General features: G+C 72.5%; 26 protein-coding genes. 13 read left to right on the top strand and 13 right to left on the bottom strand.

All coding sequences use genetic code 11. The features are described 5' to 3' along the window. Nucleotides 1-7: 7 nt before the first annotated feature. From FJK98_RS29610 to FJK98_RS29590, 5 genes are all read right to left on the bottom strand, one after another. Complete coding sequence (locus FJK98_RS29610) at nt 8-1,387, bottom strand: GH1 family beta-glucosidase (protein WP_145921852.1); 1,380 nt, start codon at nt 1,385-1,387, stop codon at nt 8-10. Nucleotides 1,388-1,507: 120 nt separating this feature from the next. Further along, on the bottom strand, nt 1,508-2,341 hold the full coding sequence (locus FJK98_RS29605; RefSeq protein ID WP_088646087.1) for a carbohydrate ABC transporter permease: 834 nt from the start codon (nt 2,339-2,341) through the stop codon (nt 1,508-1,510). Beyond that, nucleotides 2,338-3,324 carry a carbohydrate ABC transporter permease gene (locus tag FJK98_RS29600; RefSeq protein ID WP_145921851.1) on the bottom strand — a complete coding sequence of 329 codons (987 nt, stop codon included), beginning with the start codon at nt 3,322-3,324 and terminating at the stop codon, nt 2,338-2,340. The genes FJK98_RS29605 and FJK98_RS29600 overlap by 4 nt, the downstream gene beginning before the upstream one ends. A 92-nt stretch (nt 3,325-3,416) precedes the next feature. Next, nucleotides 3,417-4,724, bottom strand: a complete 1,308-nt coding sequence (locus tag FJK98_RS29595; protein ID WP_145921850.1) for an ABC transporter substrate-binding protein — start codon at nt 4,722-4,724, stop codon at nt 3,417-3,419. A gap of 239 nt (nt 4,725-4,963) precedes the next feature. Then, nucleotides 4,964-5,725: a maleylpyruvate isomerase family mycothiol-dependent enzyme gene (locus FJK98_RS29590; protein ID WP_145921849.1), complete on the bottom strand. Its 762-nt coding sequence runs from the start codon at nt 5,723-5,725 to the stop codon at nt 4,964-4,966. A 71-nt stretch (nt 5,726-5,796) separates the two neighbouring features. Between FJK98_RS29590 and FJK98_RS29585 the strand changes: the two genes are divergently transcribed. Then, nucleotides 5,797-6,888, top strand: coding sequence for a UDP-N-acetylmuramate dehydrogenase (locus FJK98_RS29585; RefSeq protein ID WP_145921848.1), 1,092 nt, complete (start codon nt 5,797-5,799; stop codon nt 6,886-6,888). A 39-nt stretch (nt 6,889-6,927) separates the two neighbouring features. Here the strand turns inward: FJK98_RS29585 and FJK98_RS29580 are convergent, their stop codons facing one another. Then, the gene (locus FJK98_RS29580) at nt 6,928-7,725 is read right to left on the bottom strand and encodes a class I SAM-dependent methyltransferase (RefSeq protein WP_145921847.1); all 798 of its coding nucleotides are present in this window, start codon (nt 7,723-7,725) and stop codon (nt 6,928-6,930) included. Between the two features lie 6 nt (nt 7,726-7,731). Continuing rightward, nucleotides 7,732-8,499: an SDR family oxidoreductase gene (locus FJK98_RS29575; protein WP_145921846.1), complete on the bottom strand. Its 768-nt coding sequence runs from the start codon at nt 8,497-8,499 to the stop codon at nt 7,732-7,734. A 182-nt stretch (nt 8,500-8,681) separates the two neighbouring features. Between FJK98_RS29575 and mshA the strand changes: the two genes are divergently transcribed. The 3 genes from mshA (at nt 8,682) to FJK98_RS29560 (ending at nt 11,439) form a co-directional block, all read left to right on the top strand. Then, nucleotides 8,682-10,046, top strand: coding sequence for a D-inositol-3-phosphate glycosyltransferase (gene mshA / locus FJK98_RS29570; RefSeq protein WP_145921845.1), 1,365 nt, complete (start codon nt 8,682-8,684; stop codon nt 10,044-10,046). Nucleotides 10,047-10,106: 60 nt separating this feature from the next. Continuing rightward, complete coding sequence (locus tag FJK98_RS29565; protein WP_088646095.1) at nt 10,107-10,622, top strand: YbjN domain-containing protein; 516 nt, start codon at nt 10,107-10,109, stop codon at nt 10,620-10,622. A gap of 76 nt (nt 10,623-10,698) precedes the next feature. Beyond that, a complete protein-coding gene (locus FJK98_RS29560; RefSeq protein ID WP_145921844.1) occupies nt 10,699-11,439 on the top strand; it encodes a hypothetical protein in 741 nt (246 codons plus the stop codon). Between the two features lie 962 nt (nt 11,440-12,401). On the opposite strand, the gene FJK98_RS29555 is transcribed toward FJK98_RS29560, so the two are convergent. Then, the gene (locus FJK98_RS29555) at nt 12,402-13,748 is read right to left on the bottom strand and encodes an MFS transporter (protein WP_145921843.1); all 1,347 of its coding nucleotides are present in this window, start codon (nt 13,746-13,748) and stop codon (nt 12,402-12,404) included. Nucleotides 13,749-13,899: 151 nt separating this feature from the next. Here FJK98_RS29555 and FJK98_RS29550 point away from each other — a divergent pair, with 151 nt between their 5' ends. After that, entirely contained in the window at nt 13,900-14,667 is a 768-nt protein-coding gene (locus FJK98_RS29550) for a phosphoglyceromutase (RefSeq protein ID WP_145921842.1), read from the top strand. Nucleotides 14,668-14,726: 59 nt separating this feature from the next. Here the strand turns inward: FJK98_RS29550 and phoU are convergent, their stop codons facing one another. Further along, nucleotides 14,727-15,380 carry a phosphate signaling complex protein PhoU gene (gene phoU / locus FJK98_RS29545; protein ID WP_145921841.1) on the bottom strand — a complete coding sequence of 218 codons (654 nt, stop codon included), beginning with the start codon at nt 15,378-15,380 and terminating at the stop codon, nt 14,727-14,729. A 211-nt stretch (nt 15,381-15,591) separates the two neighbouring features. Here phoU and FJK98_RS29540 point away from each other — a divergent pair, with 211 nt between their 5' ends. Both FJK98_RS29540 and FJK98_RS29535 read left to right on the top strand, forming a co-directional pair. After that, a complete protein-coding gene (locus FJK98_RS29540; protein WP_145921840.1) occupies nt 15,592-16,902 on the top strand; it encodes a cell wall metabolism sensor histidine kinase WalK in 1,311 nt (436 codons plus the stop codon). Beyond that, a complete protein-coding gene (locus FJK98_RS29535; RefSeq protein ID WP_067314784.1) occupies nt 16,899-17,582 on the top strand; it encodes a response regulator transcription factor in 684 nt (227 codons plus the stop codon). The genes FJK98_RS29540 and FJK98_RS29535 overlap by 4 nt, the downstream gene beginning before the upstream one ends. 12 nt (nt 17,583-17,594) lie before the next feature. Here FJK98_RS29535 and FJK98_RS29530 read toward each other — a convergent pair whose 3' ends face one another. Further along, complete coding sequence (locus FJK98_RS29530) at nt 17,595-18,407, bottom strand: hypothetical protein (RefSeq protein ID WP_205789272.1); 813 nt, start codon at nt 18,405-18,407, stop codon at nt 17,595-17,597. 73 nt (nt 18,408-18,480) lie between these two features. On the opposite strand from FJK98_RS29530, the gene FJK98_RS29525 reads away from it, so the two are divergent. Beyond that, nucleotides 18,481-19,425, top strand: a complete 945-nt coding sequence (locus tag FJK98_RS29525; RefSeq protein WP_145921839.1) for a Ppx/GppA phosphatase family protein — start codon at nt 18,481-18,483, stop codon at nt 19,423-19,425. Between the two features lie 76 nt (nt 19,426-19,501). Then, nucleotides 19,502-20,308: a sugar phosphate isomerase/epimerase gene (locus FJK98_RS29520; RefSeq protein WP_194822121.1), complete on the top strand. Its 807-nt coding sequence runs from the start codon at nt 19,502-19,504 to the stop codon at nt 20,306-20,308. A 154-nt stretch (nt 20,309-20,462) separates the two neighbouring features. On the opposite strand, the gene FJK98_RS29515 is transcribed toward FJK98_RS29520, so the two are convergent. From FJK98_RS29515 to FJK98_RS29505, 3 genes are read right to left on the bottom strand one after another with little or no spacing between them, the layout of a single operon-like run. Next, entirely contained in the window at nt 20,463-21,011 is a 549-nt protein-coding gene (locus tag FJK98_RS29515; protein ID WP_088646103.1) for a CGNR zinc finger domain-containing protein, read from the bottom strand. A 19-nt stretch (nt 21,012-21,030) separates the two neighbouring features. Further along, entirely contained in the window at nt 21,031-22,197 is a 1,167-nt protein-coding gene (locus FJK98_RS29510; RefSeq protein ID WP_145921838.1) for a glutathionylspermidine synthase family protein, read from the bottom strand. A 2-nt stretch (nt 22,198-22,199) separates the two neighbouring features. Further along, the gene (locus FJK98_RS29505; protein ID WP_232377627.1) at nt 22,200-22,481 is read right to left on the bottom strand and encodes a hypothetical protein; all 282 of its coding nucleotides are present in this window, start codon (nt 22,479-22,481) and stop codon (nt 22,200-22,202) included. A 114-nt stretch (nt 22,482-22,595) separates the two neighbouring features. Between FJK98_RS29505 and FJK98_RS29500 the strand changes: the two genes are divergently transcribed. From FJK98_RS29500 to FJK98_RS29485, 4 genes are all read left to right on the top strand, one after another. Further along, nucleotides 22,596-23,516, top strand: a complete 921-nt coding sequence (locus FJK98_RS29500; protein WP_145921837.1) for a proline dehydrogenase family protein — start codon at nt 22,596-22,598, stop codon at nt 23,514-23,516. Between the two features lie 190 nt (nt 23,517-23,706). Further along, nucleotides 23,707-23,919: a helix-turn-helix domain-containing protein gene (locus tag FJK98_RS29495; protein ID WP_088646105.1), complete on the top strand. Its 213-nt coding sequence runs from the start codon at nt 23,707-23,709 to the stop codon at nt 23,917-23,919. A 206-nt stretch (nt 23,920-24,125) separates the two neighbouring features. Beyond that, nucleotides 24,126-24,227 carry a 30S ribosomal protein bS22 gene (locus tag FJK98_RS29490; protein ID WP_007465623.1) on the top strand — a complete coding sequence of 34 codons (102 nt, stop codon included), beginning with the start codon at nt 24,126-24,128 and terminating at the stop codon, nt 24,225-24,227. 119 nt (nt 24,228-24,346) lie between these two features. Continuing rightward, entirely contained in the window at nt 24,347-25,420 is a 1,074-nt protein-coding gene (locus tag FJK98_RS29485; RefSeq protein ID WP_145921836.1) for an NAD-dependent epimerase/dehydratase family protein, read from the top strand. The last annotated feature ends 80 nt before the right edge of the window (nt 25,421-25,500 follow it).

Here is a 25,500-nt window from a genome sequence, read left to right as displayed (position 1 = left end):
CACTTCGTCACAGCCCGTTCCGGGAGATCACCTCCTGGTACCACCGGGCGCTCGACTTCGGGGTGCGCCGCTGGTTCAGATAGTCGACGTGGACGATCCCGAACCGCTTCCGATAGCCCTCGGCCCACTCGAAGTTGTCCAGCAACGACCATACGAGATAGCCGCGCAGGTCGACTCCGCGGGAGATGGCCTCGTGCGCGGCCCGCAGGTGCCCGTCCAGGTAGGCGATCCGGTCGGCGTCGTCGATCCGGCCCGCCGCGCCCCCGTCGGCGGTGCCGCTGTCGTCCGGGAACGCGCCACCGTTCTCGGTGATCATCAGCGGCAGCCCCGGGTAGTCGGTGGCGATCCGCACCAGCAGCCGGGTCAACCCGGCCGGCTCGATCTGCCAGCCCATGTCGGACACCGGGCCGGTGGCGGGCAGGAACTCCACCGCCCCCTCGGTGCCCGGGTAGGCGCTGCTGCCAGCCCCGTCCGGGCGGCCCGCGACGTAGGTGGGTGAGTAGTAGTTGATCCCGAGCAGGTCCAGCGGCGCGGCGATGATCTTCTCGTCGCCGTCCCGGACGAACGTGGGCTGCACCATCCGGGCCACGTGTTCGAGCACGTCGGCCGGGTAGCCGGCCCCGGTCAGCGGGTCCAGGAAGATCCGGTTCTGGAGGCCGTCGACGAGACGTACCGCGGCGGCGTCGGCGGCGCTGGCCGGGTCGGCCGGCGCGACGTCCGCCGGGTTGAGGGTGATCCCGACCGTCCGCGCGCCGGCCGCCCGCAGCGCCCGCGCCGCCAGGCCGTGCCCCAGCAGCAGATGGTGTACGGCCCGGAACGCCGCCCCGGCGTCCCGCTCGCCGGGGGCGTGCACCCCGTTGCCGTACCCGAGGTACGCCGAGCACCACGGCTCGTTGAGCGTCGTCCAGGTGCGGATACGGTCACCGAGCCGGGCGTGCACCGCCAGGGCGTAGTCGGCGAAGTGCTCGGCGGTCTCCCGGCTGGCCCAGCCGCCCCGGTCCTGCAACGTCTGCGGCAGGTCCCAGTGGTAGAGCGTGACGATCGGGTCGATGCCCCGGCCGAGCAGCGCGTCGGTCAACCGGTCGTAGAAGTCCAGGCCGCGCGGGTTGACCGGGCCGGTGCCGTCCGGCCTGATCCGGGGCCAGGCCACCGAGAACCGGTACGCGGCCAGCCCCAGCTCGGCCATCAGCGCCACGTCGCCGGCGTACCGGTGGTAGTGGTCGCAGGCGACGTCACCGGTGTGGCCGGCGAACACCCTGCCCGGCGTACGGCTGAAGGTGTCCCAGATGGACTCGCCGCGACCGTCGTCGCGGGCCGCGCCCTCGATCTGGTACGCGGCGGTCGCCGCGCCCCACACGAAGTTCTCGGGAAATCGAAGCTCGCTCACGCGGTTTTCTCCTTCGTTCGCGGCTGCGGGGCTCGCAAACCCGGCTCACTCCTCGCGCTCACGCGGGGCTCTCCTTCGTTCGCGGCTGCGGGGCTCGCAAACCCGGCTCACTCCTCGCGCTCACGCCTTGACCGCACCTTCCATGATGCCGCCGATGATCTGGCGGCCGAACACGACGAACACCAGCAGCAGCGGCAGCGTCGCGATCGCCGTGCCGGTGAACACCTGCGACATGTCCTGGTAGTAACCGTCGGAGAGGGCCCGCAACGACAGCTGCACGGTCGGGTTCTCCGGGTCGTTGAGCACAGCGTACGGCCACAGGAAGTCGTTCCAGGTCGTCATGAACGTGAGCAGGCCGAGGACGGCGGCGGCCGGGCGCAGCGCGGGCAGCACCACGTTCCAGTAGATCCGCAGCGTGTGGCAGCCGTCGACCCGGGCCGCCTCGATCAGCTCGGTGCTGACCGCCTGGGCCGCGTACTGGCGCATCATGAACACGCCGAATCCGGTGACCAGGGCGGGGACGATCACCGCCGGCAGCCGGTCGTTCCAGTTCAGCTTGGTCATCAGCAGGTACAGCGGGATGACCCCGAGCTGGGTGGGCACCATCATGGTGGCGACGATGACCATGAGCAGGGCGTTGCGGCCCCGGAACCGCAGCTTGGCGAACGCGAACCCGGCGAGGGTGGAGAAGAGCACCACCGAGAAGGTGACGCTGACCGCGACGATCGTCGAGTTGACCAGGCCGGTGAGGAAGTGCGCGTCGGGGTTGGCGAACAGCCGGGTGATGTTCGCGCCGAGGTTGCCGCCGGGGGTGAGCGGTGGCGGCACCTGGCCCATCGCGTCGCTGCTGCGGCTGGCGACCACGAACATCCAGTAGATCGGGAAGATCGACAGCAGGGCGGTGAGCGTCAGCGCCGGGTAGGTGAGCCGGCCGGCCGACCAGATGCGGGTCATCGGTCCCCCTTGCGGGCGCCGCCGCCGAGCCGGCGCAGGATCAGTACGTTGATCGCCGCGACCACCGCGATCAGGGCGAAGAGCAGCCAGGCGACGGCCGAGCCGTAGCCGAAGTTGTAGTGCGGGGCGAAGGCGTTCTCGAACATGTACATGGTCATCGTCTGGGATTCGCGCAGCGGCCCGCCCCGGATCGCGTTGGTGCCGGAGTTGAACAGCCGGGGCTCGGTGAACAGTTGCAGCCCACCGATGGTGGAGATGATCACCGCGAAGATGATCGTGGGTTTGAGCAGCGGCACGGTGATCGACCAGAACTGGCGGGCCCGGCCGGCCCCGTCGATCGAGGCGGACTCGTACAGGTCGCGGGGGATGGCCTGCATCGCGGCCAGGAAGATCAGCGCGTTGTAGCCGGTCCACCGCCAGTCGACCATGGCGGAGATGGCGGTCCAGGCGGCGAACCGGTTCGCCTTCCAGTCGATCGCGTCGACGCCGACCAGGTCGAGCAGCCAGTTGATCATGCCGAACTCGCGACCGAACAGCACCGCGAAGACGATCGCCACCGCCGCCGTCGAGGTGACGTTGGGCACCAGCACCGCCATCCGCCAGGTGGTCCGCGCCCGCAGCCGGCGGTTGAGCAGGTTGGCCAGCCAGAGGGCGGCGAGCAGTTGCGGCACCGTGGAGAGGACGAAGATGCCGAGGGTGTTCACCACCGAGTTCCAGAAGTCGGCGTCGGCCATCAGCTGGGTGTAGTTCTGCGCGCCGACGAAGGCCGGGTCCACTCCCAGCAGGTCCCAGTCGTGCAGCGACACCCAGAACGTGTACGCCAGCGGATAGAGCCCGAAGACCGCGAACAGCAGGAAGAACGGCGTCACGTACAGGTAGGGCGAGTACCTGACGTCGAGCCGGGCCCACCGGTGCTCCCGCTCCGGCCGTCTGCTCCGGGTCCGTACCGCCACCGGCGGCGGACCGTCGACCTGAACAACCATCTCCCGTGCGCTTCCTCTCTGTCCCTGCCTGCACCTGCCCGCCCGTCGGGGGCGGGGTCGCGGCGTGGGCCCGCGACCCCACCCCGGACGGGTTACTTGGCGGCGGCCTTGCGGGCGTTGGTGGTGGCGTCGGTCCAGCCCTGGGCGGGATTGCGCTGGCCCAGCTCGACGGTGCGCACGGCGTTCTCCACCTCGGTGCGGACGGCCTGGTTCTTGGGGCCCATGTAGACCGGCTTGAGGCTCTTCGCGCCGGCGGCGAAGATCTTGCCGACCGGGGCGTCGGAGAAGTACGCGTTGGTCGAGTTGACGATCGCCGGGTCGTCCAGCGCCTGCGGGGACGACGGCAGCGGCCCCTTCTCCTGGAACGCGCCGATCTGGCCCTTGGCGCTGGTCAGGAACTTGGCCAGCTCGATCGCCTCGGCCTGGTGCCGGCTCTGCCTGGGCACCGCCAGGTAGGAGCCGCCCCAGTTGCCGCCGCTGCCGGGCACCTGGGCGATGTCCCACTTGCCCTTGGCATCCGGGCCGGCGTTGCCCTCGATCACCCCGGTCATCCAGGCCGGGCAGGCGATGGTCGCGAACTTGGCCTGCTTGAACGCGGAGACCCACTCCTCGGACCAGGCCCCGTACCGGCCGGAGAGGCCGGAGTCGATGATGTCGACGGTGGTGTCGTACGCCTGGCGTACCGCCGGGTTGCTGTCGACCACCAGTTTGTCGGCGGTGTCGTAGTAGCTGTAGCCGGTGGTGTTGCCGGCGGTCTGCAACAGGATGGTGTTGAAGGTGTTGGTGGCGGCGTCCAGGAAGGCCGCGCCGGTGTTCTTCGCCTTGAACTGCTCGCCGACCCGCACGTAGTCCTGCCAGGTGGGCCAGAGCTTGGACACGGCGTCCCGGTCGGTGGGCAGGCCGGCGGCGGCGAAGAGGTCCTTGCGGTAGCAGATCGCCATCCCGCCGACGTCGGTGCCGAGGCCGATGAGCTGCTTGCCGTCGGCGGTCAGCCCGCCGTTCCACTTCCACTCCAGGAAGTTGCCCTTGAGTTCGGCGGCGCCGTGGTCGAGCAGGTTGACGAAGTTCTGCGGGTTGGCCTTGTACTCGACCAGCAGCCCCTCCTCGATGGCGACCACGTCACCGGCACCCTTGCCGGCGGCGAGCCACTGGGTGAGCTTGGGGGAGTACTCGTCGAGGTTGCCGCCGGTGCCCCGCTCCACGATCTTGATGCCGGGGTGGCTGGACTCGTACTCCCGGTAGAGCTTCTCGTAGCCGAACTGGCCGAACACGTCGACGGTCAGCGTGACCGGGCCGCCGTCGGCGGCCTCGTCGTCGCCGCCGCAGGCGGTGGTGCCGAGCAATGCGGTGACGGTGACCAGGGCGATCGCCGTGAGGCGGCGGCGGGAAAAGACACCCATCTGGGTCGGACCCCTCTCAGGTCGGTGGTGGGGTGGTACGGCGTATGCGCGGGCCGCGGAGGCGGCGGCCCGGACTCGATCTCAGCGAGAGAGCGCTCTCACGACAGGGTGGTGGGTCGATCGACTCCTGTCAAGAGAGCGCTCTCTCAAGGATCGCGGCGAGCCCGGACACGCGCGAGCGGCCGCCCCCGGCTGGGGACGGCCGCTCGTGGAACGCGGTCGCGGCGGCGCGCGGGAGGTCAGCCCACCCGCAGACCCGCCAACAGGGAACGGTCCCCGGCCACGCCGAGGGTGTCGAAGCTGACCCGGCCCCACAGCGCCAGCAGCAGGTCGCTCGCCGAACCGGTGACCTGCACCCGGGCGTGGTGGTCGTCGTGCCCGAACACCGTCGCGGTGTCCAGCAGCGCCACCCCCTCACCACGCATCCGCAGGTACCAGTCCTGTGCGGCGTCGCTGGCGGTCAGGTGCACCACCCCCTGCCACTGCCCCGAACCGCTGCGCCGGCCCGCCGGCAGCCAGGTGTCCAGCACCTCGCCGACCCCGTCGGCGGCGAGCTTCGCCTCGATCGGGTCACCGGCGGCGATGGCGAGCTGGGCGTCCCACCGGTGCACCGCCGTCTCGTGCGCCATCCGCCGCGGCCAGAACCCGGCCTTCTTCGGCTGCGGCGCCCAGTTCCACGCCGGGGCCTCCGGGTCGAGCGCGTCGAAGAGGGTCATCAGCCGGTCGTACTCGTGCTGCCAGAGCTGGAGCGGCGTCAACCCGGCGGGCAGGTCGATGGTGTCGTCGCGGCTCGCCGGCTGCGCGGTGTCCCCGGCGCCGGCGACGGAGTGCACCCAGTGGTAGAGGCCGGCCAGGTGCACGGTGAGGTCGGACACCGTCCACCCCGGGCAGGACAGCACGGGTGTCTCCGGCGGGGCCTCGGCGACGGCCGCGGCGAACGCCGGGCCGTCGACCCGGAGCGCTCCCAACCAGAAGTCCTTCGTGGCGTGCAGTCTGCTCATCGCAAATCCTCCCCGGGGTGACCCGGCGACCAGTGGGTGCCGCGGCTACCCCTCAGCCTAGGGTGAAAGGCGTGTCAGACGTCTACGCCAAACCGACAACGGACGCCGAACCCGCCGATCCGGCCGCCCTGGCGGAATACACCACCCTGCGGCTCGGTGGCCCCGCTGCCCGCTGCGTGGCCGCCACCAGCGCCGACGAGATCGTCCACCGGGTCCGCGAGGCGCACCGGCGCGACGAACCGGTGCTGGTCCTGGCCGGCGGCAGCAACGTGGTCGTCGGGGACGCCGGCTTCCCCGGCACCGTCGTGCTGATCCGGTCGCGGGGCTTCGCCGTGGTCGCCGAGGACCAGGACACCGTCACCGTACGGGTCGAAGCCGGCGAACCCTGGGACGACCTCGTCGCCGCCACCGTCGGCAACGGCTGGTCCGGCCTGGAATGCCTCTCCGGCATCCCCGGCTCGGCCGGCGCCACCCCCATCCAGAACGTCGGCGCGTACGGCCAGGAGGTCGCCGAACGGATCACCGGCGTCCAGGTGTACGACCGCGCCGAGGACCGGCTCACCACCGTCGCCGCCGCCGACTGCGGCTTCGCCTACCGGGGGAGCATCTTCAAGTACAGCGACCGCTGGGTGGTGCTCTCGGTCGACTTCCGGCTGGACCGCTCGCCGCTGTCCGGGCCGGTCCGCTACGCCGAACTGGCCCGCTCGCTCGGCGTCGAGGTCGGCGACCGGGTGCCGCTGGCCGCCGCCCGGGGCACGGTGCTGACCCTGCGCGCCGGCAAGGGCATGGTGCTCGACCCCGCCGACCCGGACACCTGGTCGGTCGGTTCGTTCTTCACCAACCCGGTGCTCGACCGGGCGGCGTACGACCTGCTCCGCGAGCGCGCCGCCGACATCGGCGAACCCCCCTCCTGGCCCTGCCCGGGTGACCTGGTGAAGGTCAGCGCCGCCTGGCTGATCGACAAGGCGGGCTTCGCCAAGGGGCACCCCGGGCCGGGCGGCACCGCCATCTCCGGCAAGCACACCCTGGCCCTGACCAACCGCAGCGGCACCGCCCGTACCGCCGACCTGATCGCCCTCGCCCGGGAGATCCGCGACGGCGTCCACACCCGCTTCGCCGTCCCCCTCCACCCCGAACCCGTCCTCATCAACTGCACCCTCTAACCCACCCCGACCCCGCCCGCCGCCCCGTCCGTGTTGGGGTCAGGTGGGGGAGATGGTGGGCCAGGGGACGGTGAGTTCGCCGTGACGCCAGCGGTGGGGGCGGTCGAGGACGGGCCAGCCGGTGGACCGGAGGGTGCCGACGGCGGTCAGCCACCGTTGGCGGGGACCGAACGGGGCCAGCCCCGCGGCGGCGTGCCAGGCGTCGTCCAGGGCGCTGAGCAGGGCGTGGATGCGTTCGCCGGGCACGTTGCGGTGGATCAGCGCCTTCGGCAGGCGCTCGGCCAACCGGGCCGGGCTCTCCAGCGTGGTCAGTTTGGCGGCCAGGGTCAGCGTCCGGGGGCCGGTGGAGTCGATCAGCAGCCAGCCGGCCAGCCGGCCCAGTTCGTCGCAGGTGCCCTCGACCAGCACCCCGCCCGGGGCGAGCCGGTCGGTGACCGTCCGCCAGGCGTCGGCGACCTCGTTCTCGTCGTACTGGCGGAGCACGTTGAACGCCCGGACCAGGGTGGGCCGCAACCCGGCCAGTTCGAAGCCGCCCCGGGCGAACGTCAACCCCGGCGGGTCGGCGGCCGGCGCGGCGGCGGCCACCCGTACCGGATCGATCTCCAGCCCGACCACCCGGACGTCGGTGCGGACCCGGGTGGCCAGCCGGTCCCGCAGCTCGACGGCGGTGACCGGGGTGGCGCCGTAACCCAGGTCCACCACCAGGGGGTCGACGGCGGCACGTAACCGGTCGCCGCAGGTACCGACGATCCAGTTGTCGACCCGGCGGAGCCGGTTCGGGTTGGTCGTCCCCCGGGTCACCACCCCCAGCGGCCGCTGCCGGCCCCGGTCAGCCATCCGGGGTCACTGCCCGACCCGGTGCACCTTGTGCTGGGCGGCCTGGGCCAGCGGGCGGACCACCAGCCGGTCCACGTTGACGTGGTGCGGGAGGGTGGCGCACCAGGCGACGCACTCGGCGACGTCGGCGGCCACCAGGGGCTGCGCCACCCCGGCGTAGGTGGCGTCGGCCTTCGCCGTGTCCCCGCCGAAGCGGTTCAGGCTGAACTCCTCCGTCCGGACCATCCCGGGGTCGATCTCGACCACCCGGACGGGCCGGCCGCACAGCTCCAACCGCATGGTGCCCGCCACGGCGGTCTGCGCGTGCTTGGCCGCGCTGTACCCGCCGCCGCCCTCGTACACGGTGAAGCCGGCGGTGGACGAGAGCACCACGATCGTCCCCGCGCCGGAGCGCTCCAGGGCCGGCAGCAGGGCCTGGGTGACCCGCAGCGTGCCGAGCACGTTCACGTCGTACATCCACTGCCAGTCGGCGACCGAGCCGGTCTCCACCGGGTCCAGCCCACGCGCCCCGCCGGCGTTGTTGACCAGGACGGTGACCGGGCCGGGGGCGTCGGCGGCGGCGCGGGCCAGCCCGGCCACCGACTCGTCCGAGGTGACGTCGCAGGCCACGGCGGTGGCGCTGCCGCCGGCCGCCGCGATCTCGGCGACCAGACCGGCGAGCCGGTCGGTGCGGCGCGCGGCGGCGAGCACGTGGAAACCCTCGGCGGCGAGCCGGCGGGCGGTGGCCGCGCCGATCCCGCTGGACGCCCCGGTGACGATCGCGACAGAGGTCATCCGGCCATTCTCACCCTGGCGGCGTGGCCGGCCGCCCCGGGCCCCGTGATGAGGTCCGTCACGCCCACGGCCCGGGGCGAGGCATTTCCGAAGCCCGATGGGGAAGATTGCATCCGGCGTGAAGGTTGACCGAGGAGCGCCGGTCGTGCGGGACGGCATCAACCGTGACAGAGGGAGCGGACGTGGCGGATCAGCACACCGGTGTCGGTCGTCAGCGAGGTGCCCTGCCGTGGCCCCGGCCCCGCCGGATCGCCACCCTGTCGGTGCACACCTCACCGTTGCACCAGCCGGGCACCGGCGACGCGGGCGGCATGAACGTCTACATCCTGGAGGTCGCCCGTCGGCTCGCCGAGGCGAACGTCGAGGTGGAGATCTTCACCCGGGCCACCTCCGGTGACCTGCCCCCGGTGGTGGAGATGGCCCCCGGGGTGCACGTCCGGCACGTCACCTCCGGCCCGCTGGAGGGGCTGACCAAGGAGGAGCTGCCCGGCCAGCTCTGTGCCTTCACCGCCGGGGTGCTGCGCGCCGAGGCGGCCCGCCCGCCCGGCCACTACGACCTGATCCACTCGCACTACTGGCTCTCCGGTCAGGTCGGCTGGCTGGCCAAGGAGCGCTGGGGGGTGCCGCTGGTGCACACCGCGCACACCCTGGCGAAGGTGAAGAACGCCCAGCTCGCCGCCGGTGACCGGCCGGAGCCGAAGGCCCGGGTGATCGGCGAGGAACAGGTGGTCGCCGAATCCGACCGGCTGGTCGCGAACACCCGGGCGGAGGCCACCGACCTGGTCGACAGGTACGCCGCCGACCCGGCCCGGGTGGTGGTCGTCGAGCCGGGGGTGGATCTGGCGCGGTTCCGGCCCGCCGTCGGGGACCGGGAGGTCGCCACCCGCGCCGCCCGTCGCCGGCTGGGCCTGCCCACCGACGGGTACGTCGTCGCGTTCGTCGGCCGGATCCAGCCGTTGAAGGCCCCCGACGTGCTGGTCCGCGCGGTCGCCGCGTTGCGGGAACGCGACCCGGCCCTCGCCGACCAGGTGACCGTGGTGATCTGCGGCGGCCCGAGCGGCAGCGGCCTGGACCGGCCCACCTCGCTGATCGAGCTGGCCGGTTCGTTGGGGGTCGCCGACCGGGTGCGTTTCCTGCCGCCGCGCACCGGTGACGACCTGCCCGCCCTCTACCGGGCGGCCGACCTGGTGGCGGTGCCCTCGCACAACGAGTCGTTCGGGCTGGTGGCCCTGGAGGCGCAGGCCTGCGGCACGCCGGTGGTCGCCGCCGCCGTGGGTGGCCTGGTGACCGCCGTCCGGGACCAGGCCAGCGGCGTGCTCGTGCACGGCCACGACCCGACCGACTGGGCCCGTACGCTGGCCCGGCTGCTGCCCGACCGGGCCGGTCGGGAGGCGCTGGGTCGGGGGGCCGCCCGGCACGCCCGGAGCTTCTCCTGGGAACGCACCGTCTCCGGGCTGCTCGCCGTCTACGGCGAGGCGGTCACCGGGCACCGGGAGCGGTTGGCGGCCCGGCTGGCCGACGGTCCGGCGCTCACCGGCTCCTGGTGACCGGGCGCCCCGCCCGGCGTCGTCGGGTGGGGCGGCCACGGCGGCCGTAGAGTGGGTCCGATGAGCGCGAAGAGCGAGCTGGCGGCCCTGATCGAGGCGGTCTGCACCGAACGGGAGCTGGACTGGGAAGCCACCGGCGAGGGCTCGTACGCGGTCACCCTGCCCGGCACCCACAAGCTCAAGACGATCTGCAACCTGATAGTCGGCGAGCACGCGCTGCGGGTCGAGGCGTTCGTGATGCGCCAGCCCGACGAGCGGCGCGAGGAACTGTGGGCGTGGCTGCTGCAACGCAACGCCCGGATGTACGGTGTCGCGTTCTCGATCGACGCGGTCGGCGACGTCTACCTCACCGGGCGGGTCAATCCGTCGGCCGTCGACGCCGACGAGCTGGACCGGTTGCTCGGCGCGGTGCTCAGCTACGCCGACGAGTCCTTCGACACGATGCTGGAGATCGGGTTCGGCAGTTCCATCCGCCGGGAGTGGGAGTGGCGGGTCAAGCGGGGCGAGTCGACCGCGAACCTCGCCGCCTTCGCCCATCTGTTCACTCCGTCCGCCGGAGGTTCGGACCGGTCCTGACGGGTATGCCGCAGCGCTGCGGCGCGGCAGTGTGGGACCCGCCGCAGGCCGAGGACGGACTGTCGAGGAGCGTGTCATGGCTCAGCGGAACAGCTCAGGTCGCGGCGCGACGGCGACCAGGACCACGCGTCAGGCCGGCAACCGGACCCCGAACACGCCGGGCATCTCCGAGTCGGAGATCTCCCGGATGAGGGTCGACGACATCCGGGGTCAACTGCGCCGGCGGGGGGTCTCCGGGATCTCCGCGTTGCGCAAGCCGGAACTGGTGAAGGCGCTCGCACGGACGTTGCGCGCGGAGGGCCGGGCCGGCGGTGCCGCCCGTCGCAGCACCGGCCCGTCGGGCCGGGCGCCGGCCCGCAGGAGCACGGCCGGGGCCGCGAAGGCGAAGGCCACCCCGTCGCGTACGCGGGCGAAGGTGACGCCGGCGAGGGCCACCCGCGCGACGGGCGTGCGCACGGGGCGGTCCACCTCCCGTTCGGTGCGCTCCGCGCAGCTCATCACGTCTCCGGCGGACCGTCCGGAACGTCCCGGGCGCAGCCTGGTGACCACCAACCACCAGGTGATCCGGAACTGGGCCGCGGCCCGGGGGGCCAAGCCGGCGACCATCGCCGGCACCGAGCGCAACGGCCGGCCGGGGGTGCTCACCTTCGACATCCCGGGTTACCGGGAGAGCCGTCGGCTGCGCGTGGTGAGCTGGGACGACTGGTTCCGGACGTTCGACTCCCGCAAGCTGAACCTGATCTTCCAGGAGCAGTTGCGGGACGGCCGACCGAGCAACTTCTTCCGCACCGAGTCACCCGATCGGGAAGACGGCTGAGACGTTTGGCGGAATGGCTGCCGGGTAGCCGCGTGTTGGCAGTCACGGAGCCCGGAAACAGCGGCACCGAGCGGGGACGGTCGGTGTTGTGACCGGCGAGACAGTGCTCGAAGGTTGAATCCGGAATCCGGGCGAACTAACTTTATTGCACCGCGTCACGCTCGGAAACGTTCGGGGGAGCGGCGGATCGATCAGATCCGTGCACCGAGCGAGACGCACATCGGGTGGAGCACGCCGTTGGGGGACGGCGCCACCCGGGAACCGGCGGCGCGAGCGGGCGACGCTTACGGGGGTGAGGGTCGCCCGCCGCCGCCGGGCAGGCGGTACGAGCGCCCACCGCGACCATCGGTCGTCGGTGGGCGCTCTGCCGTTCCCCGGCTTCTTGCGGACTTTTCGGCCCTGTTCGGCCGATCCGGAAGGCTCGCCCCGAACGTCACGGTGTCGCGGCACGTGGTGGAAGCAACCCCGGCCCGGAGGTCGGGTGGCCCGTGCGCGTCCTTTCGAGCTGATGTCGTCAACGATTCAGGCGACCGGCAACATGCGACCGGCGACAGCGCCAAGGCTCTCGCCGAGGGGCTGTTGCGCCGGGTCGGCACCGCAGGTGGCAGGCGGCGGTCGGTAGGCCGGGCGGCACCTGCGCCGAGGCCGACGCCGAGTGGAGTCGTTCACGTCATCAGGTCTAAAGGACGCGCCAGGTGTATGCCCGCTCCCCAACTGCGCGATGACCCACGGCGCTTTCAGGTCGCCGGGTTCCGGTGAATCGGGTGCCCGGCGGCGGGGGTCGGCCGGGCAGTGGTGCGGCCGGGCCGGGGCAGTGGTCGGGCGGGCTTCGGCCGGGGCAGCCGTCGGGCGGGCTTCGGCCGGGTGGTGGTCGGGCGGGGTCCGGCCGGGCGGGTGGAGGGGTCGGTGGGGCGGCCCAGGGGCGTGGGACGTGGGTCGGGCGGTGCGGGCGGTGGGCGTACTCAGGCGGGGGTACGGGCCGTGACCGGCTCGGCGGGTGCGGTCGTGGCGGCCTCGGCCGACTGCGGGGCCGGCAGCTGGACGGCCGTGACCGGCACGACGGGGACCTCGGGACGGCGCAGGTGGGCCGCCCGGCGTTCCCGGGCCGGCCCGGAGAGCAGGTGGGCCAGCGCGGTCGCCGCGCCGATCGCGGCGCAGCCCAGCCAGAGCGCGCCGTTGCCGGCGTGTTCGCGCACCAGCCCACCGAGGACCGGGGCGACCGCCCCGGCCACCTGCCAGGACAGCGAGAACACCCCCTGATACCGGCCGCGCAGCTCGGCCGGGGAGAGTTCGGCGATCAGGGTGGCGTTGGACGGCGAGTTGAGCATCTCACCGAGCGTCCAGATCAGCACGGTGAGCCCGAAGAACCAGGCGGCGTCGGCGAACGCGGTCAGCCCGAAGCCGACCCCCATCACCACCGAGGCGAGGGCGAGCACGTGCGACCGGCTCCGTCCCCGGATCAGTCGGGGGACGAAGAGCTGCCCCGCCACGATCAGCACCCCGTTGAGCGCGATCACCGAGCCGTAGGTGGCGGGGGAGAGGCCGGCGTCGCCCATCGCGATCGGCAGCATCGAGATGTGCTGGAGGAAGACCAGCGCGCCGAACAGGTTGAGCACGACGAAGGTCAGGAACACCCGGTCGGCGGCGATGGTGCGCAGCGCGCCGGCCCGGGGCGGCTTACCGGCCCGGCCGGGTGCGCCCTTGGCGACGACGGCCGTCGGGCGGCGGGTCTCGCCGACCTTGACGAAGATGATCAGCGCGGTGACCAGGGTGGTGGCCGCGTCGACCACGAACAGCAGCAGGTAGCCGGCCTCGGCGGCGAGGCCGGCGAGCACGGCGGCGCAGGCGAAGCCCAGGTTGATCGCCCAGTAGTTGAGCGAGAACGCCCGCAACCGGTCCCGCTCCGGCACCACGTCGATCATCATGGCCCCGAAGGCCGGCCGGGCGGCCTCGGCGAACATGCCGAGCAGCAGCGCGCCCACCGCCACCGCCCAGAGCGGCCGGGCGAAGCCGAGCGTCAGCATCATGGTGGCCGCGCCCAGGTGGGCGGTGAGCAGGGTGGGCCGTCGCCCCCACCGGTCGACCAGGGTGCCGCCCACGGTGGTGCCGACCGCGCCGCCGACCCCCCACAGGCCCATCACCAGGCCGGCCTGGGCGGCGGAGAAGTGGCGGGCCTGGGTCAGGTAGATGGCGAGGAAGATCAGTACGAACGAGCCGAGCCGGTTGACCAGGGTGCCCGTCCAGAGGTACCAGAACGTCCTCGGTAACCCACCGGTGGTCTCCCGGAACCAACCCCGTACCGTCCGCACGCCCGCGCCCCCGCTCAGGTAATGACCGCTGTCCTTGAAGCGCCTTACAACCTAGTTCCGGGGGTGAACACCGGTCACCCGTTTTTCCACGTGGTGGTCGTCACCACCACTGCCCGCGTGTCCCCGCGCGCCGTGCGGCAGGATGATCGGCATGACTGCGAGCGAGGGGCCCACCGTCGGGACGCTGGTCCTGCTGCGGCACGGCGAGAGCGATTGGAACGCGAAGAACCTCTTCACCGGCTGGGTCGACGTCGACCTGACGGCCAAGGGTGAGGCGGAGGCGCGCCGTGGCGGCGAGCTGCTGCGTGAGCACGGCCTGCTGCCGGACGTGGTGCACACCAGCGTGATGCGCCGGGCGATCCGCACCGCCGAGCTGGCGCTGAACGCCGCCGACCGGCACTGGATCGCGGTGCGCCGGTCGTGGCGGCTCAACGAGCGGCACTACGGCGCCCTACAGGGCAAGAACAAGAAGCAGACCCTGGACGAGTACGGCGAGGAGCAGTTCATGCTCTGGCGTCGCTCGTACGACACGCCACCGCCGCCGATCGCCGACGACGACGAGTTCTCCCAGGTCGGTGACCCGCGCTACGCGCTGCTGCCGACCGAGCTGATGCCGCGTACCGAGTGCCTCAAGGACGTGGTGCACCGGATGCTGCCGTACTGGTACGACTCGATCGTGCCGGACATCCTCGCCGGCCGCACGGTCCTGGTGGCGGCGCACGGCAACTCGCTGCGCGCCCTGGTCAAGCACCTCGATCAGATCTCCGACGAGGCGATCGCCAAGCTGAACATCCCGACCGGCATCCCGCTGCGCTACGACCTCGACCCGCAGCTGCGTCCGCTCGCCCTGGGCGGGACGTACCTCGACCCGGCCGCCGCCAAGGAGGCCGCCGCCGCGGTCGCCAACCAGGGCCGCTGAGCTGACGGAGGGCTCCCGGGCCGGCGACCTCCGCCGGCCCCGGGAGCCCCCGCCCGGGATCAGCTCGTGGTGGGGGCGGTCTCCCCGGTGATCAGGTAGACCACCCGCTCGCCGGCGTTGACCGCGTGGTCGGCGAACCGCTCGTAGAACCGGCCGAGCAGGGTGGCGTCGATGGCCGTCTCCACCCCGTACGGCCACTCGTCGCCGAGCAGCATGCCGAACAGGCTCTTGTGCAGGTCGTCCATGACGTCGTCGTCGCGGTCCAACTCGGCGGCGATGTCGGCGTCGGGGGTGGCCAGCACCTTGCCGATCTTCTCGGCCATCCGGTCGGCGACCGAGGCCATGTCGGTGAAGACCGGGCGCAGCTCGGCCGGCACCGCCGGGGACGGGTGCCGGCGCAGCGCGGTCTTCGCCACATGGTCGGCCAGGTCGCCCATCCGCTCCAGGTCGGCCGCGACGTGCAGTGCGGTGATCATCGCGCGCAGGTCGGAGGCGACCGGCGCCTGCCGGGCGAGCAGGTCGCAGACCCGCTCCTCGACGTGCTGGTAGAGGTCGTCGATCTCGGCGTCCCGCGCGATCACGGCCTCGGACGCCTCGCGGTCGGCGGTCAGCAGGCCGCGGGTGGCCTGGCGCATCGCGGCGCGTACGCCGTCGGCCATGTCCACCAGCAGTTGGCTGACGATCTGCAGGTCGGCCCGGAACTCGTCGCGCATCGTCACTTCCTGGGGTCGGTGCCGCCGGTGGTCGGAGGGACCGCCGGCGTACGGGTCGAGCAGGTGCGGGACCCACCGTAGGCGGGGGCGACGGACCCGAGATGAACCCGGATGAACGACGCGGGGCCCGGGAGTGAATTTCTGCCAAAGCGAGTGTGGTTCGTCCTGTTATGGGCGATAGCCAGGTTAACAATGACCCTACGATCGCCGGGTGGAATGGGCGGTGGCGATCGTGGTGGCCCTGGTGACCGGACTGGTCGCCGGGCTGCTGCTGGCGCGCCCCGTCCGTGACTGGCGACGCCGCGCGGCGTCGTCCGGGGGCGAGGGCCCCCACGGGGACCTGGGGAGGCGTGCGATTCCCGACGACCAGTCCGGCGGGCTGACCGGGCTCGGCCGCAAGACCATCGACTCGCTGCGCGCCGGTGTCGTGGTGCTCGGCCCGGACGACGTTCCGGTGCTGGTGAACCCGGCCGCACGGGCGATGGGACTGCTCCGTACCGGCGCCACCCCCGGCTCCATCGCGGCCCACCCGCTGATCCGTACCCTCGCCGGGCAGGTCCGGCGGACCGGGGTGCGGCGCGAGATCGAGCTCGACCTGCCCCGTGGCCGCGACAACGCCGGGGAGAACCCGCTCGGCGTGCACCTACGGGCGATGGGCATCGGCGGCGGGTACATCGCCGTCGAAGCCGCCGACGTCACCGAGTCGCACCGGCTGGCCCGGGTCCGGCGGGACTTCGTGGCCAACGTCAGCCACGAGCTGAAGACCCCGATCGGTGCGCTGCAACTGCTCGCCGAGGCGCTCGTCGACGCCACCGAGCCGGCCGACGGGGCACCGGACCTCTCCGAGGACATGCTGGCCGCCCGCCGGTTCGCCGAACGCATCCAGCACGAGTCGACCCGGCTCGGGCGGCTGGTGCAGGAACTGCTGGAACTGACCCGGCTCCAGGGCGCCGAGCCGCAACCCGCGCCGGAGCCCGTCGCGGTCGACTGGGTGATCGCCGAGGTGCTCGACCGCACCCGCACCTCGGCCACCGCCCGCCGGGTCCAGGTGGTCACCGAAGGGCAGCGGGGCCTGACCGCGTACGGCAGCGACAGCCAGCTCGCCACCGCCGTGTCCAACCTGGTGGAGAACGCCATCACCTACTCCGGCGAGGACACCACCGTGCGGGTCGTCACCCGGGCCGACGACGACCACGTCACGGTCTCCGTCACCGACCAGGGCATCGGCATCGCCCCCACCGACGTCGACCGGATCTTCGAACGGTTCTACCGGGCCGACCAGGCCCGGTCCCGCGCCACCGGTGGCACCGGCCTCGGCCTGGCCATCGTCAAACACATCGCCAGCAACCATGGCGGCCGGGTGGAGGTGGCGAGCACCCTGGGTGGGGGGTCGACATTCACCCTCCGGCTACCCGCCAGCCCACCGGACGCCCTGGAGTCGCTACTGCCGTCCGCTGGTATCGAGCCCGGCCCGACCGACCCTGCGCCGGGCCTGACCGTAGGAAAGGAAACACCCCGTTGAGCCGCGTACTGGTGGTCGAGGACGAGGAGTCGTTCTCCGACGCCCTGTCGTACATGCTCCGCAAGGAGGGTTTCGAGGTCTCCGTCGCCGCGACGGGCACCTCCGCCCTCACCGAGTTCGACCGGACCGGCGCGGACATCGTGCTGCTCGACCTGATGCTCCCGGAGATGTCCGGGACGGAGGTCTGCCGGCAGCTGCGGCAGCGCTCGCACGTGCCGATCATCATGGTGACCGCCCGGGACAGCGAGATCGACAAGGTGGTCGGGCTGGAGATCGGCGCCGACGACTACGTCACCAAGCCGTACTCGCCCCGGGAGCTGGTGGCCCGGATCCGGGCGGTGCTGCGCCGGCAGAGCCCCGAGGTGACCGAGTCGGGCGCGCCGACGCTGGCCGCCGGCCCGGTCCGGATGGACATCGAACGGCACGTGGTGACCGTCGACGGGGCCGCCGTGCAGCTCCCGCTCAAGGAGTTCGAGCTGCTGGAGCTGCTGCTGCGCAACGCCGGCCGGGTGCTCACCCGGGGGCAGCTCATCGACCGGGTCTGGGGTGCCGACTACGTCGGTGACACCAAGACCCTCGACGTGCACGTCAAGCGGCTGCGTTCCAAGATCGAACCGGAGCCGTCCGCGCCCCGGTTCATCGTCACCGTGCGTGGGCTGGGCTACAAGTTCGAGCCGTAGGCCGGCAACCGTTCACCCCTGCGGGCTGGCCGGGTGCGGGGCGATCTGACCCTGGCCCAGCCGGGCCGCGCACAGCTCGGCCAGCCGCGCGTACGCGGGCGCACCGACCAGCGCGGTCAGCTCCGGGCCGTACGACAGGTACATCGGCTCGGTGCCGACGTGCGCGTCGGTCGACGAGGTGCACCACCAGTCCAGGTCGTGCCCGCCGGAGCCCCAGCCCCGCCTGTCGAACTCGGCGAGCGTCGACACCAGCACCTTCGTGTCGTCGGGGCGGGTGGTCCACTCCTGGTCCCGGCGGATCGGCAACTGCCAGCAGACGTCCGGCTTGTACTCCAGCGGGTGCACGCCGTCGCGCAGTGCCTGGCCGTGCAGCGCGCAGCCGCCCCCGCCGGGGAAGTCGGCGTCGTTGAGGAACACGCACGGGGCGTCCTCGCCCCGGGTGGCCGTCCGCCGGGCCGGGTTCTTGCCGTCGATCGTGTCGGTCGCGGTCCAGTTCTTCGTACCCTTGCGGAAGTGCTGCCAGGTCTGCGGGGTGAGCCGCTTGACGGCCGCCCGGACCCGCTTCTCGTCGTCGGTGTCGGTGAAGAACGCGCCGTGCGAGCAGCACCCGTCGGCGGCCCGCCCGGCGACGATCCCGTGGCAGCCCCGGCCGAAGACGCACGTCCAGCGGGACAGCAGCCAGGTGAGGTCGGCGCGCACCAGGTGCCGCTCGTCGGCTGGGTCGACGAACTCGATCCACTCCCGGGGGAAGTCCAGCCCGACCTCCCGGCTGCGCGGGTCGTCGGGGCCGTCCACCAGCACGTGCAGCTCCACCTGGCTCGTCACCCGGCCCAGCGTACGCGTGAGTGAACCGGCCGGCCGGCGTGCCGTCGAAACGTGGTGGCCCTAGGGTCTTCCCATGCGGCTGGGTGTGCTCGACGTCGGTTCCAACACGGTGCATCTGCTTCTGGTCGACGCCCACCACGGCGCGCACCCGTGGGCGGCGCACTCCGAGAAGGTGGTGCTGCGGCTGGCCGAGCAGATCGGCCCCGACGGTGCGCTCACCCGGGCCGGCGCCGACGGGCTGGTCGAGGCGGTCGGGGCGGCCCGCGCGGCGGCCACCGCGCTGGCCGCCGATGACCTGCTCGCCTTCGCGACCAGCGCGGTACGCGACGCCACCAACGCGGCCGAGGTGCTGACCCGGGTCCGCGAGGAGACCGGGGTACGGCTGGAGGTGCTCTCCGGCGCGGACGAGGCACGGGCCACGTTCCTCGCGGTCCGGCGCTGGTTCGGCTGGTCGGCGGGGCGGCTGCTGGCGATGGACATCGGCGGCGGCTCGCTGGAGCTGGCCGCCGGCATCGACGAGGACCCGGAGGTGGCGGTGTCGCTGCCGTTGGGTGCCGGCCGGTTGAGCCGGGAACGGCTGCACGTCGACCCGGCCGGGTCGACCCCGCCGACCGCCGAGGCGGTGGAGGAACTGCGGGAGTACGTCGACGCGCAGCTCGACCCGGTGGTGGAGAAACTGGCCGGGGTGGGCTGGGAGCGGCCGGTCGCCACCTCGAAGACCTTCCGGACGCTGGCCCGGCTGACCGGGGCGGCCCCCTCCTCGGCGGGCCTGTGGGCGCGGCGCAGCCTGACCCGTACGGGGCTGCGGCAGGTGCTGGGGTTCGTCCGGCACATCCCGCCGGCCCAGCTGCCCGAGCTGGAGGGGGTGAGCGCCGGCCGGGCGCACCAGCTGCTGGCCGGGGCGGTGGTGGCCGAGGCGGTGCTGCGCCGGCTCGACGTGCCGGCGGTGGACATCTGCCCGTGGGCACTGCGTGAGGGCGTCATCCTCAGACGGTTGGATCAGCTCGAACCGATGTGACGTACGCCGGTCGTTGCGCGGCTTTTGCCGCTGCTCGTCCGGAACTGCGGTGGCGGACCCGGTTACCCTCGGGGATGTGACTTCCCGCGTCCCGGTGCTCCTGTCCAGTTCCTCGGTCTTTCCTGAGCGGACCGCGGCGGCGTTCCAGCTCGCCGCGGCACTCGGCTACGACGGGGTCGAGGTGATGGTCTGGACCGACGCCGTCAGCCAGGACGCCGGGGCGCTGCGCGGCCTCGCCAAGCACTACGGCGTCCCGGTGCTGTCGGTGCACGCCCCCTGCCTGCTGGTCACCCAGCGGGTGTGGAGCCCCGACCCGTGGGAGCGGCTGCGGCGGGCCGCCGAGCTGGCCGACACGCTGGAGGCGCCCACGGTGGTGGTGCACCCGCCGTTCACCTGGCAGCGCGACTACGCCCGCAACTTCGCCGACGGGCTGCGCACCGTCGCCGACCGGTTCACCGGGCTGCACTTCGCGGTGGAGAACATGTACCCGGTGCGGATGGCCGGCCGGCAGTTCGTGCCGTACGTGCCCGGCTGGGACCCGACCGAGGTCGGCTATCCCGCGTACACCCTCGACCTGTCGCACTGCGCCGCGTCGCACAGCGACCCGCTGGCGATGGCCGACCGGATGGGCGCCGGCCTGGCCCACGTCCACCTCGGCGACGGCACCGGCGAGGGCCGCGACGAGCACCTGGTGCCCGGCCGGGGCACCCAACCCTGCGCCGAACTGCTGCGTTCCCTGGCCGGACGCGGCTTCACCGGTTCCGTCGCCGTCGAGGTCACCACCCGGGGCGCCAAGAGCCGCGCCGTCCGCGAGGCCGACCTCCGCGAATCCCTCGCCTTCGCCCGAGCCCACCTAACCGCCCCCACCCCCCTCAACGCCTAACCCCCACCCCACGCCTCCCCTCCCCGCGCGCCCGGCCACGCCGCCTCGCCCCGGTGATCAAAGGTTTGCGTCATGTCCGGGCGTGAATCTGACGCAAACCTCTTGATCAACTGACGTAAACCTCTTGATCACCGAGGCGGCGGGGTGGGAGAGGTCAGGGGACCGGGGTGAGGGTGGGTTGTTCGGCGGCGCGTTTGCGGGCGCGGTGGGCGGCCACGTGCGAGCGGGTGGCGCAGCGCTCCGAGCAGAACCGACGGCAGCAATTCGACGAGGTGTCCAGGTAGACGTTGCCGCAACGCTCGTCGGCGCACACCCCGAACCGGGCGCTGCCGTACTCGCAGAGCCACACCGACAGGCCCCACGCCGCGCCGGCCAGGTATTCGGCGCTGACCGACGCGCCCCGGCTGGTCACGTGCATGTGCCAGTCGCTGGAGTCGTGACCGGAGATGCGCGGCTGCACCGGGAACGCCTCCAGCAGGGCGTTCAGCTCGGCCACCGCCTGGGCGTCGCGCCCCGAGGTGCCGTACTCGAAGACGTCGCGCAACCGCTTCTGCGCCCGTCGGAAGACCGCCAGGTCCCGGTCGGCCACCTCGTCGCGCATCCACGCGTTCTCGTCCGGAATGAGGGCCCGCAGGTCGTCGAGGTCGTCCAGGTGGGCGTTGACGAGGTCAACCCCGGTCCTGGCGTACGCGTCGAAGTTCACCCGACCAACGGTAGACGACTCACGCGGCACGCGGCGCGTCGATGTAGTGCGGCAGGAAGCGCGCGTAACCGTCGGTGATCAGACTTTCGCTCTCCCGGATGCCGACGCCGGCGGACTCGCCGTCGACGATCCAGCTGCCCAGCACCATCCGACCCCCGTCGAACTGCGGCAACGGCCGGAACTCCTGATAGCAGAAACCCTCGTCGCCGTAGATCCCGGGATTGCTGATCTCCGTGTCGCCGGTCACGATGCGTACCGAACCGCCCTCCCGGCCGAGCAGCGGCTTCGCCACGTACTCCGGCATCCCGCGCGGCGAGTCCAGGTACGCCGGCAGCAGCAACTCGTGCCCGGGGAACAGCTCCCAGAGCACGGCCAGCAGCGCCTTGTTCGACAGCAGCAGCTTCCAGGCCGGTTCGATCCAGGTGGTCGGGGTGCCCGGCTCCAGCGCCGGCCGGCCGTACGGCTCGGCCAGCATCCACTCCCACGGGTAGAGCTTGAAACAGGTGGTGACCGGCCGGTCGGCGGCGTCGACGAAACGCCGGCCGTCCCAGCCGAGGTGCTGGATCGGCAGCAGGGTCACGTCCAGCCCGGCCTGCCGGGCCGTCTCGGCCAGGTAGCCGGCGGTGATCTGGTCCTCGCCGGACTCCTCCTCGTTGGACCAGCACACGTGCACCCGCCGGTCGTGCAGCCCGGCCCCGATCTTGGCCCACGCCCCGACCAGCCGTTCGTGCAGGCTGTTCCACTGGTCGGCGTCGGGCCGGGTGTCCTCCAGCCAGTACCACTGCACGATGCTCGCCTCGACCAGGGCGGTCGGGGTGTCGGCGTTGTACTCCAGCAGCTTCGGCGGCCACGAGCCGTCGTAGGCGAGGTCGAACCGGCCGTACAGGGTGGGTGGGCGCTCGTGCAGCGACCGGGCGACCGCCTGCGCCGCCCAGGCGGGGATGCCGAACTCGGCGTACCGGTTGCGGGCCACCGCGTGCTCGGCGGCGGCCACCGACATCCGGTGCAGCTCCTCGGTCGCCTCCTCCAGCCGCAGCACCTCGTCGAGGTCGAAGGCGTACGCGGCGGACTCGTCCCAGTACGACATGATCTCGCCGTCGGGCAGCTCGGTGTCGACGTAGACCAGGCCCTGGGTGCGGATCACCGCGTCGGAGTCCGGGCGGGGGGTGACCCGCTCCCGGCGCACCGTCAGCCGCCGCAGGAGGCGAGATGGGTGCCGAAACCGCCGCGCTCCGGCAGCGCGCCGGCCACCGGGTCGGGCGCGGCGGCCCGGGGGTCGATGCCGACGGTCGGCACCTGCATGGCCAGTGCCACGGTGTCCCCGCCACCGACCGGCCCGAGGGCGCAGTCGTCATCGTCGTCGTCGGAGGTGAGGTTGCAGCCGGAGAGGGCGAGTGCCAGCGCGGTGAGCGCGCCGAGCTGCACGGAGGCCGACCGCAGCCGGCGGCGGGGGTGTCGTTCCACGTTCATGGTTGTAACTGATCCACGCCAGCGGCGCGTCCCCTGACCGGCCCTCCGCCGTGGCCGGAACCGGTCCGCCCCGCCGCCGGGCGCGGCCGTACGGTCGGGCGTTACGCTCGGCTCATGCTCCGTTCCGTCATCCTCGCCGCCTCCCGGTCATCCCAGGTCGAGCGGCTCGTCGCGACGGCCCCGTTCACCCGGGACGTCGTCCGCCGGTTCGTCGCCGGCACCGGCACCGACGACGCGTTGCGCGCCACCCGCGAACTCGTCGCCGACGGCCTCCGGGTCACTCTCGACAATCTCGGCGAGGACACCGTCACCGCAGAGCAGGCCACCGCCACCCGGGACGAGTACCTCACCCTGCTGCGGGCGCTCGACGCCGCCGGGCTCACCCCGGCCGCCGAGGTGAGCGTGAAGCTCTCCGCCCTCGGCCAGCGCTTCGACGAGCAGTTGGCCTACGACAACGTGCGGGCGATCTGCGTGGCGGCCGACCAGGCGGGCACCACCGTCACCCTGGACATGGAGGACCACACCACCACCGACTCGACCCTCGACGTGCTGCTCAAGCTGCGTAAGGACCACCCGTCGACCGGGGCGGTGCTCCAGGCGTACCTGCGGCGCACCGAGTCCGACTGCCGGGAGCTGGCCGGCGCCGGGTCGCGGGTCCGGTTGTGCAAGGGCGCGTACGCCGAGCCGGAGTCGGTGGCGTACCAGTCGGCCCGCGAGGTGGACAAGTCGTACGTGCGCTGCCTCAACGTGCTGATGTCCGGGGCGGGCTACCCGATGCTCGCCACCCACGACCCGCGCCTGATCGCCATCGGCGAGGACCGGGCCCGCTGGTTCGACCGGGGGCCCGGCGAGTTCGAGTTCCAGATGCTGTACGGCATCCGCCCCGAGGAGCAGGCCCGGTTGGCCGGCGAGGGTTACACGGTGCGCACCTACCTGCCGTACGGGGAGGACTGGTACGGCTACCTGATGCGCCGGCTCGCCGAGCGTCCCGCGAACCTGGTCTTCTTCGGTCGGGCCCTGGCCTCGAAGAAGTAGGCCACCGGAGTCGACCCGGGGAACACCAGGTCACGACCGGGTGAACGCCGCCTCCGGCGCGATCAGTTGTGGGAAGGGATCGCGCAGGTCACAGCCGTCCCGCTACCGTACTGGTAACACGCGCGTTGCCGGCCCGTTCGGGAGCTCCGTCGGGTGGCGCGCGCCGGGCATGGGATGGGTCGGGTGAGCCATGGCCGGGTCGCAGTCCTCCGACGGTCGGCTGTCGGACGTCAGGTTCCTCACGGTCGCCGAGGTCGCCTCGGTGATGCGGGTCTCCAAGATGACGGTCTACCGCCTGGTGCACAGCGGTGAACTCACCGCCGTACGGGTGGGCCGGTCGTTCCGGGTGCCCGAGCACGCGGTGCACGACTATCTGCGGGGAGCTTTCCAGGAGACCGCCTGACCCCGCCGATCGCGACGTAACGGGCATCGACGGGGGCGCGTTGGTCCTGCTGACGCTCTCCGGCTACCCTGGAGCCCGATCTGACCGTGCGCCGGTGCGCCCCGACGCCACCAGGCTGGTCCAGGTCCGTTGTCCGTAAGCGGCCACCGGCGTCACCATCTCGACGCCGAGGGTCCGTCCCGAACGTTGCATTGAAAGGCTGTCGTATGGGCTCGGTGGTCAAGAAGCGCCGCAAGCGCATGGCTAAGAAGAAGCACCGCAAGCTGCTGCGCAAGACCCGCGTCCAGCGTCGCCGTCTCGGCAAGTGACCGACGCCGGGTCACCCCCGGCGTCCGGCTCCACTTGCCATCTGTCGACCCCCGGAGGCTCAGGTGATCAGGCCGCGGACATCCCGGCTCGATCTCGCCTGCCGGTCAGGGCGTGCGCGATGACCCCCGGTGGCACCCCAGGTGCTCCGGGGGTCGTCGTCGTGACCGGGGTCGGTCGCTACCTCGGCGCGCACGTCGCCGCCCGGCTCGCCGCCGACCCCCGGATCGAACGGGTGATCGGCATCGACCCGGCCACCCCCGGCCCCGAGTTCGCCGGCCTGCTCGACCGGGTGGAACGCATCCGGTTGGACCTCGACTCGCTCGGCGGGCTGCTGGCCGACCTCGACGTCGCCGCCGTGGTCCACCTCGCCCTGGTCACCGCCCCCGACCCGCAGCACGGCGGCCGGGCGGCGATGAAGGAACAGAACGTCATCGGCACCATGCAACTGCTCGCCGCCTGCCAGCGGGCGCCCCGGCTGCGCAAGCTGGTGGTCCGGTCGTCGACCGCCGCCTACGGCGCGTCCTTCCGTGACCCGGCGGTCTTCACCGAGGAGACCGAGCCCCGTGAGGTGCCGCGCGGCGGTTTCGGCCGCGACATCCTCGACATCGAGGGGTACGTGCGCGGCTTCCGCCGCCGCCGGCCCGACGTGACCGCGACGGTGCTGCGGTTCGCCCCGTTCATCGGCTCCACCGCCGACACCACGCTCACCCGCTACCTCTCCCAGCCGGTGGTGCCCACCGTCTTCGGCCGTGACCCCCGGCTCCAGTTCGTGCACTTCGACGACGCCCTCGAAGTGCTGCACCGGTCCGTCGCCGAGGACCATCCGGGCACGTACAACGTGGCCGGGCCGGGGGTGCTCTCGCTGTCCCAGGCGATCCGCCGGGCCGGCCGGGTGGCCGTACCGGTGTGGGAGCCGGGGCTGTCCGGGGCCGCCGCGATCGCCCGGAACCTCGGCTTCGGCCGCTACGGCCTCGACCAGGTCGACCTGATCGTGCACGGCCGGGTGGTCGACACCCGTCGGCTGACCCGGGAGTACGGCTTCACCCCGCGCACCACGGCGGCGGCGTTCGACGACTTCATCCGGGCCCACCACGGCGGTGTCGTGGTCACCCCCGACCGGCTCGCCGCCGCCGAGCAGGTGGTGCTGGAGAGCATCCGGCAGGTCCGCTCCGCCGTCCGGGAACGTACGTGACAGCGCAGAACGGCCACCGTCGGCTCACCACGTCACCCGCCCCCGCCTCGCGCAACGGGTCGGGCCCCGACCCGGCCGTC

It is taken from the genome of Micromonospora sp. HM134, from assembly GCF_007833915.1.
In the GTDB taxonomy this organism is placed as follows: domain Bacteria; phylum Actinomycetota; class Actinomycetes; order Mycobacteriales; family Micromonosporaceae; genus Micromonospora; species Micromonospora wenchangensis.
This window is presented reverse-complemented; position numbering and strand designations above follow the sequence as displayed.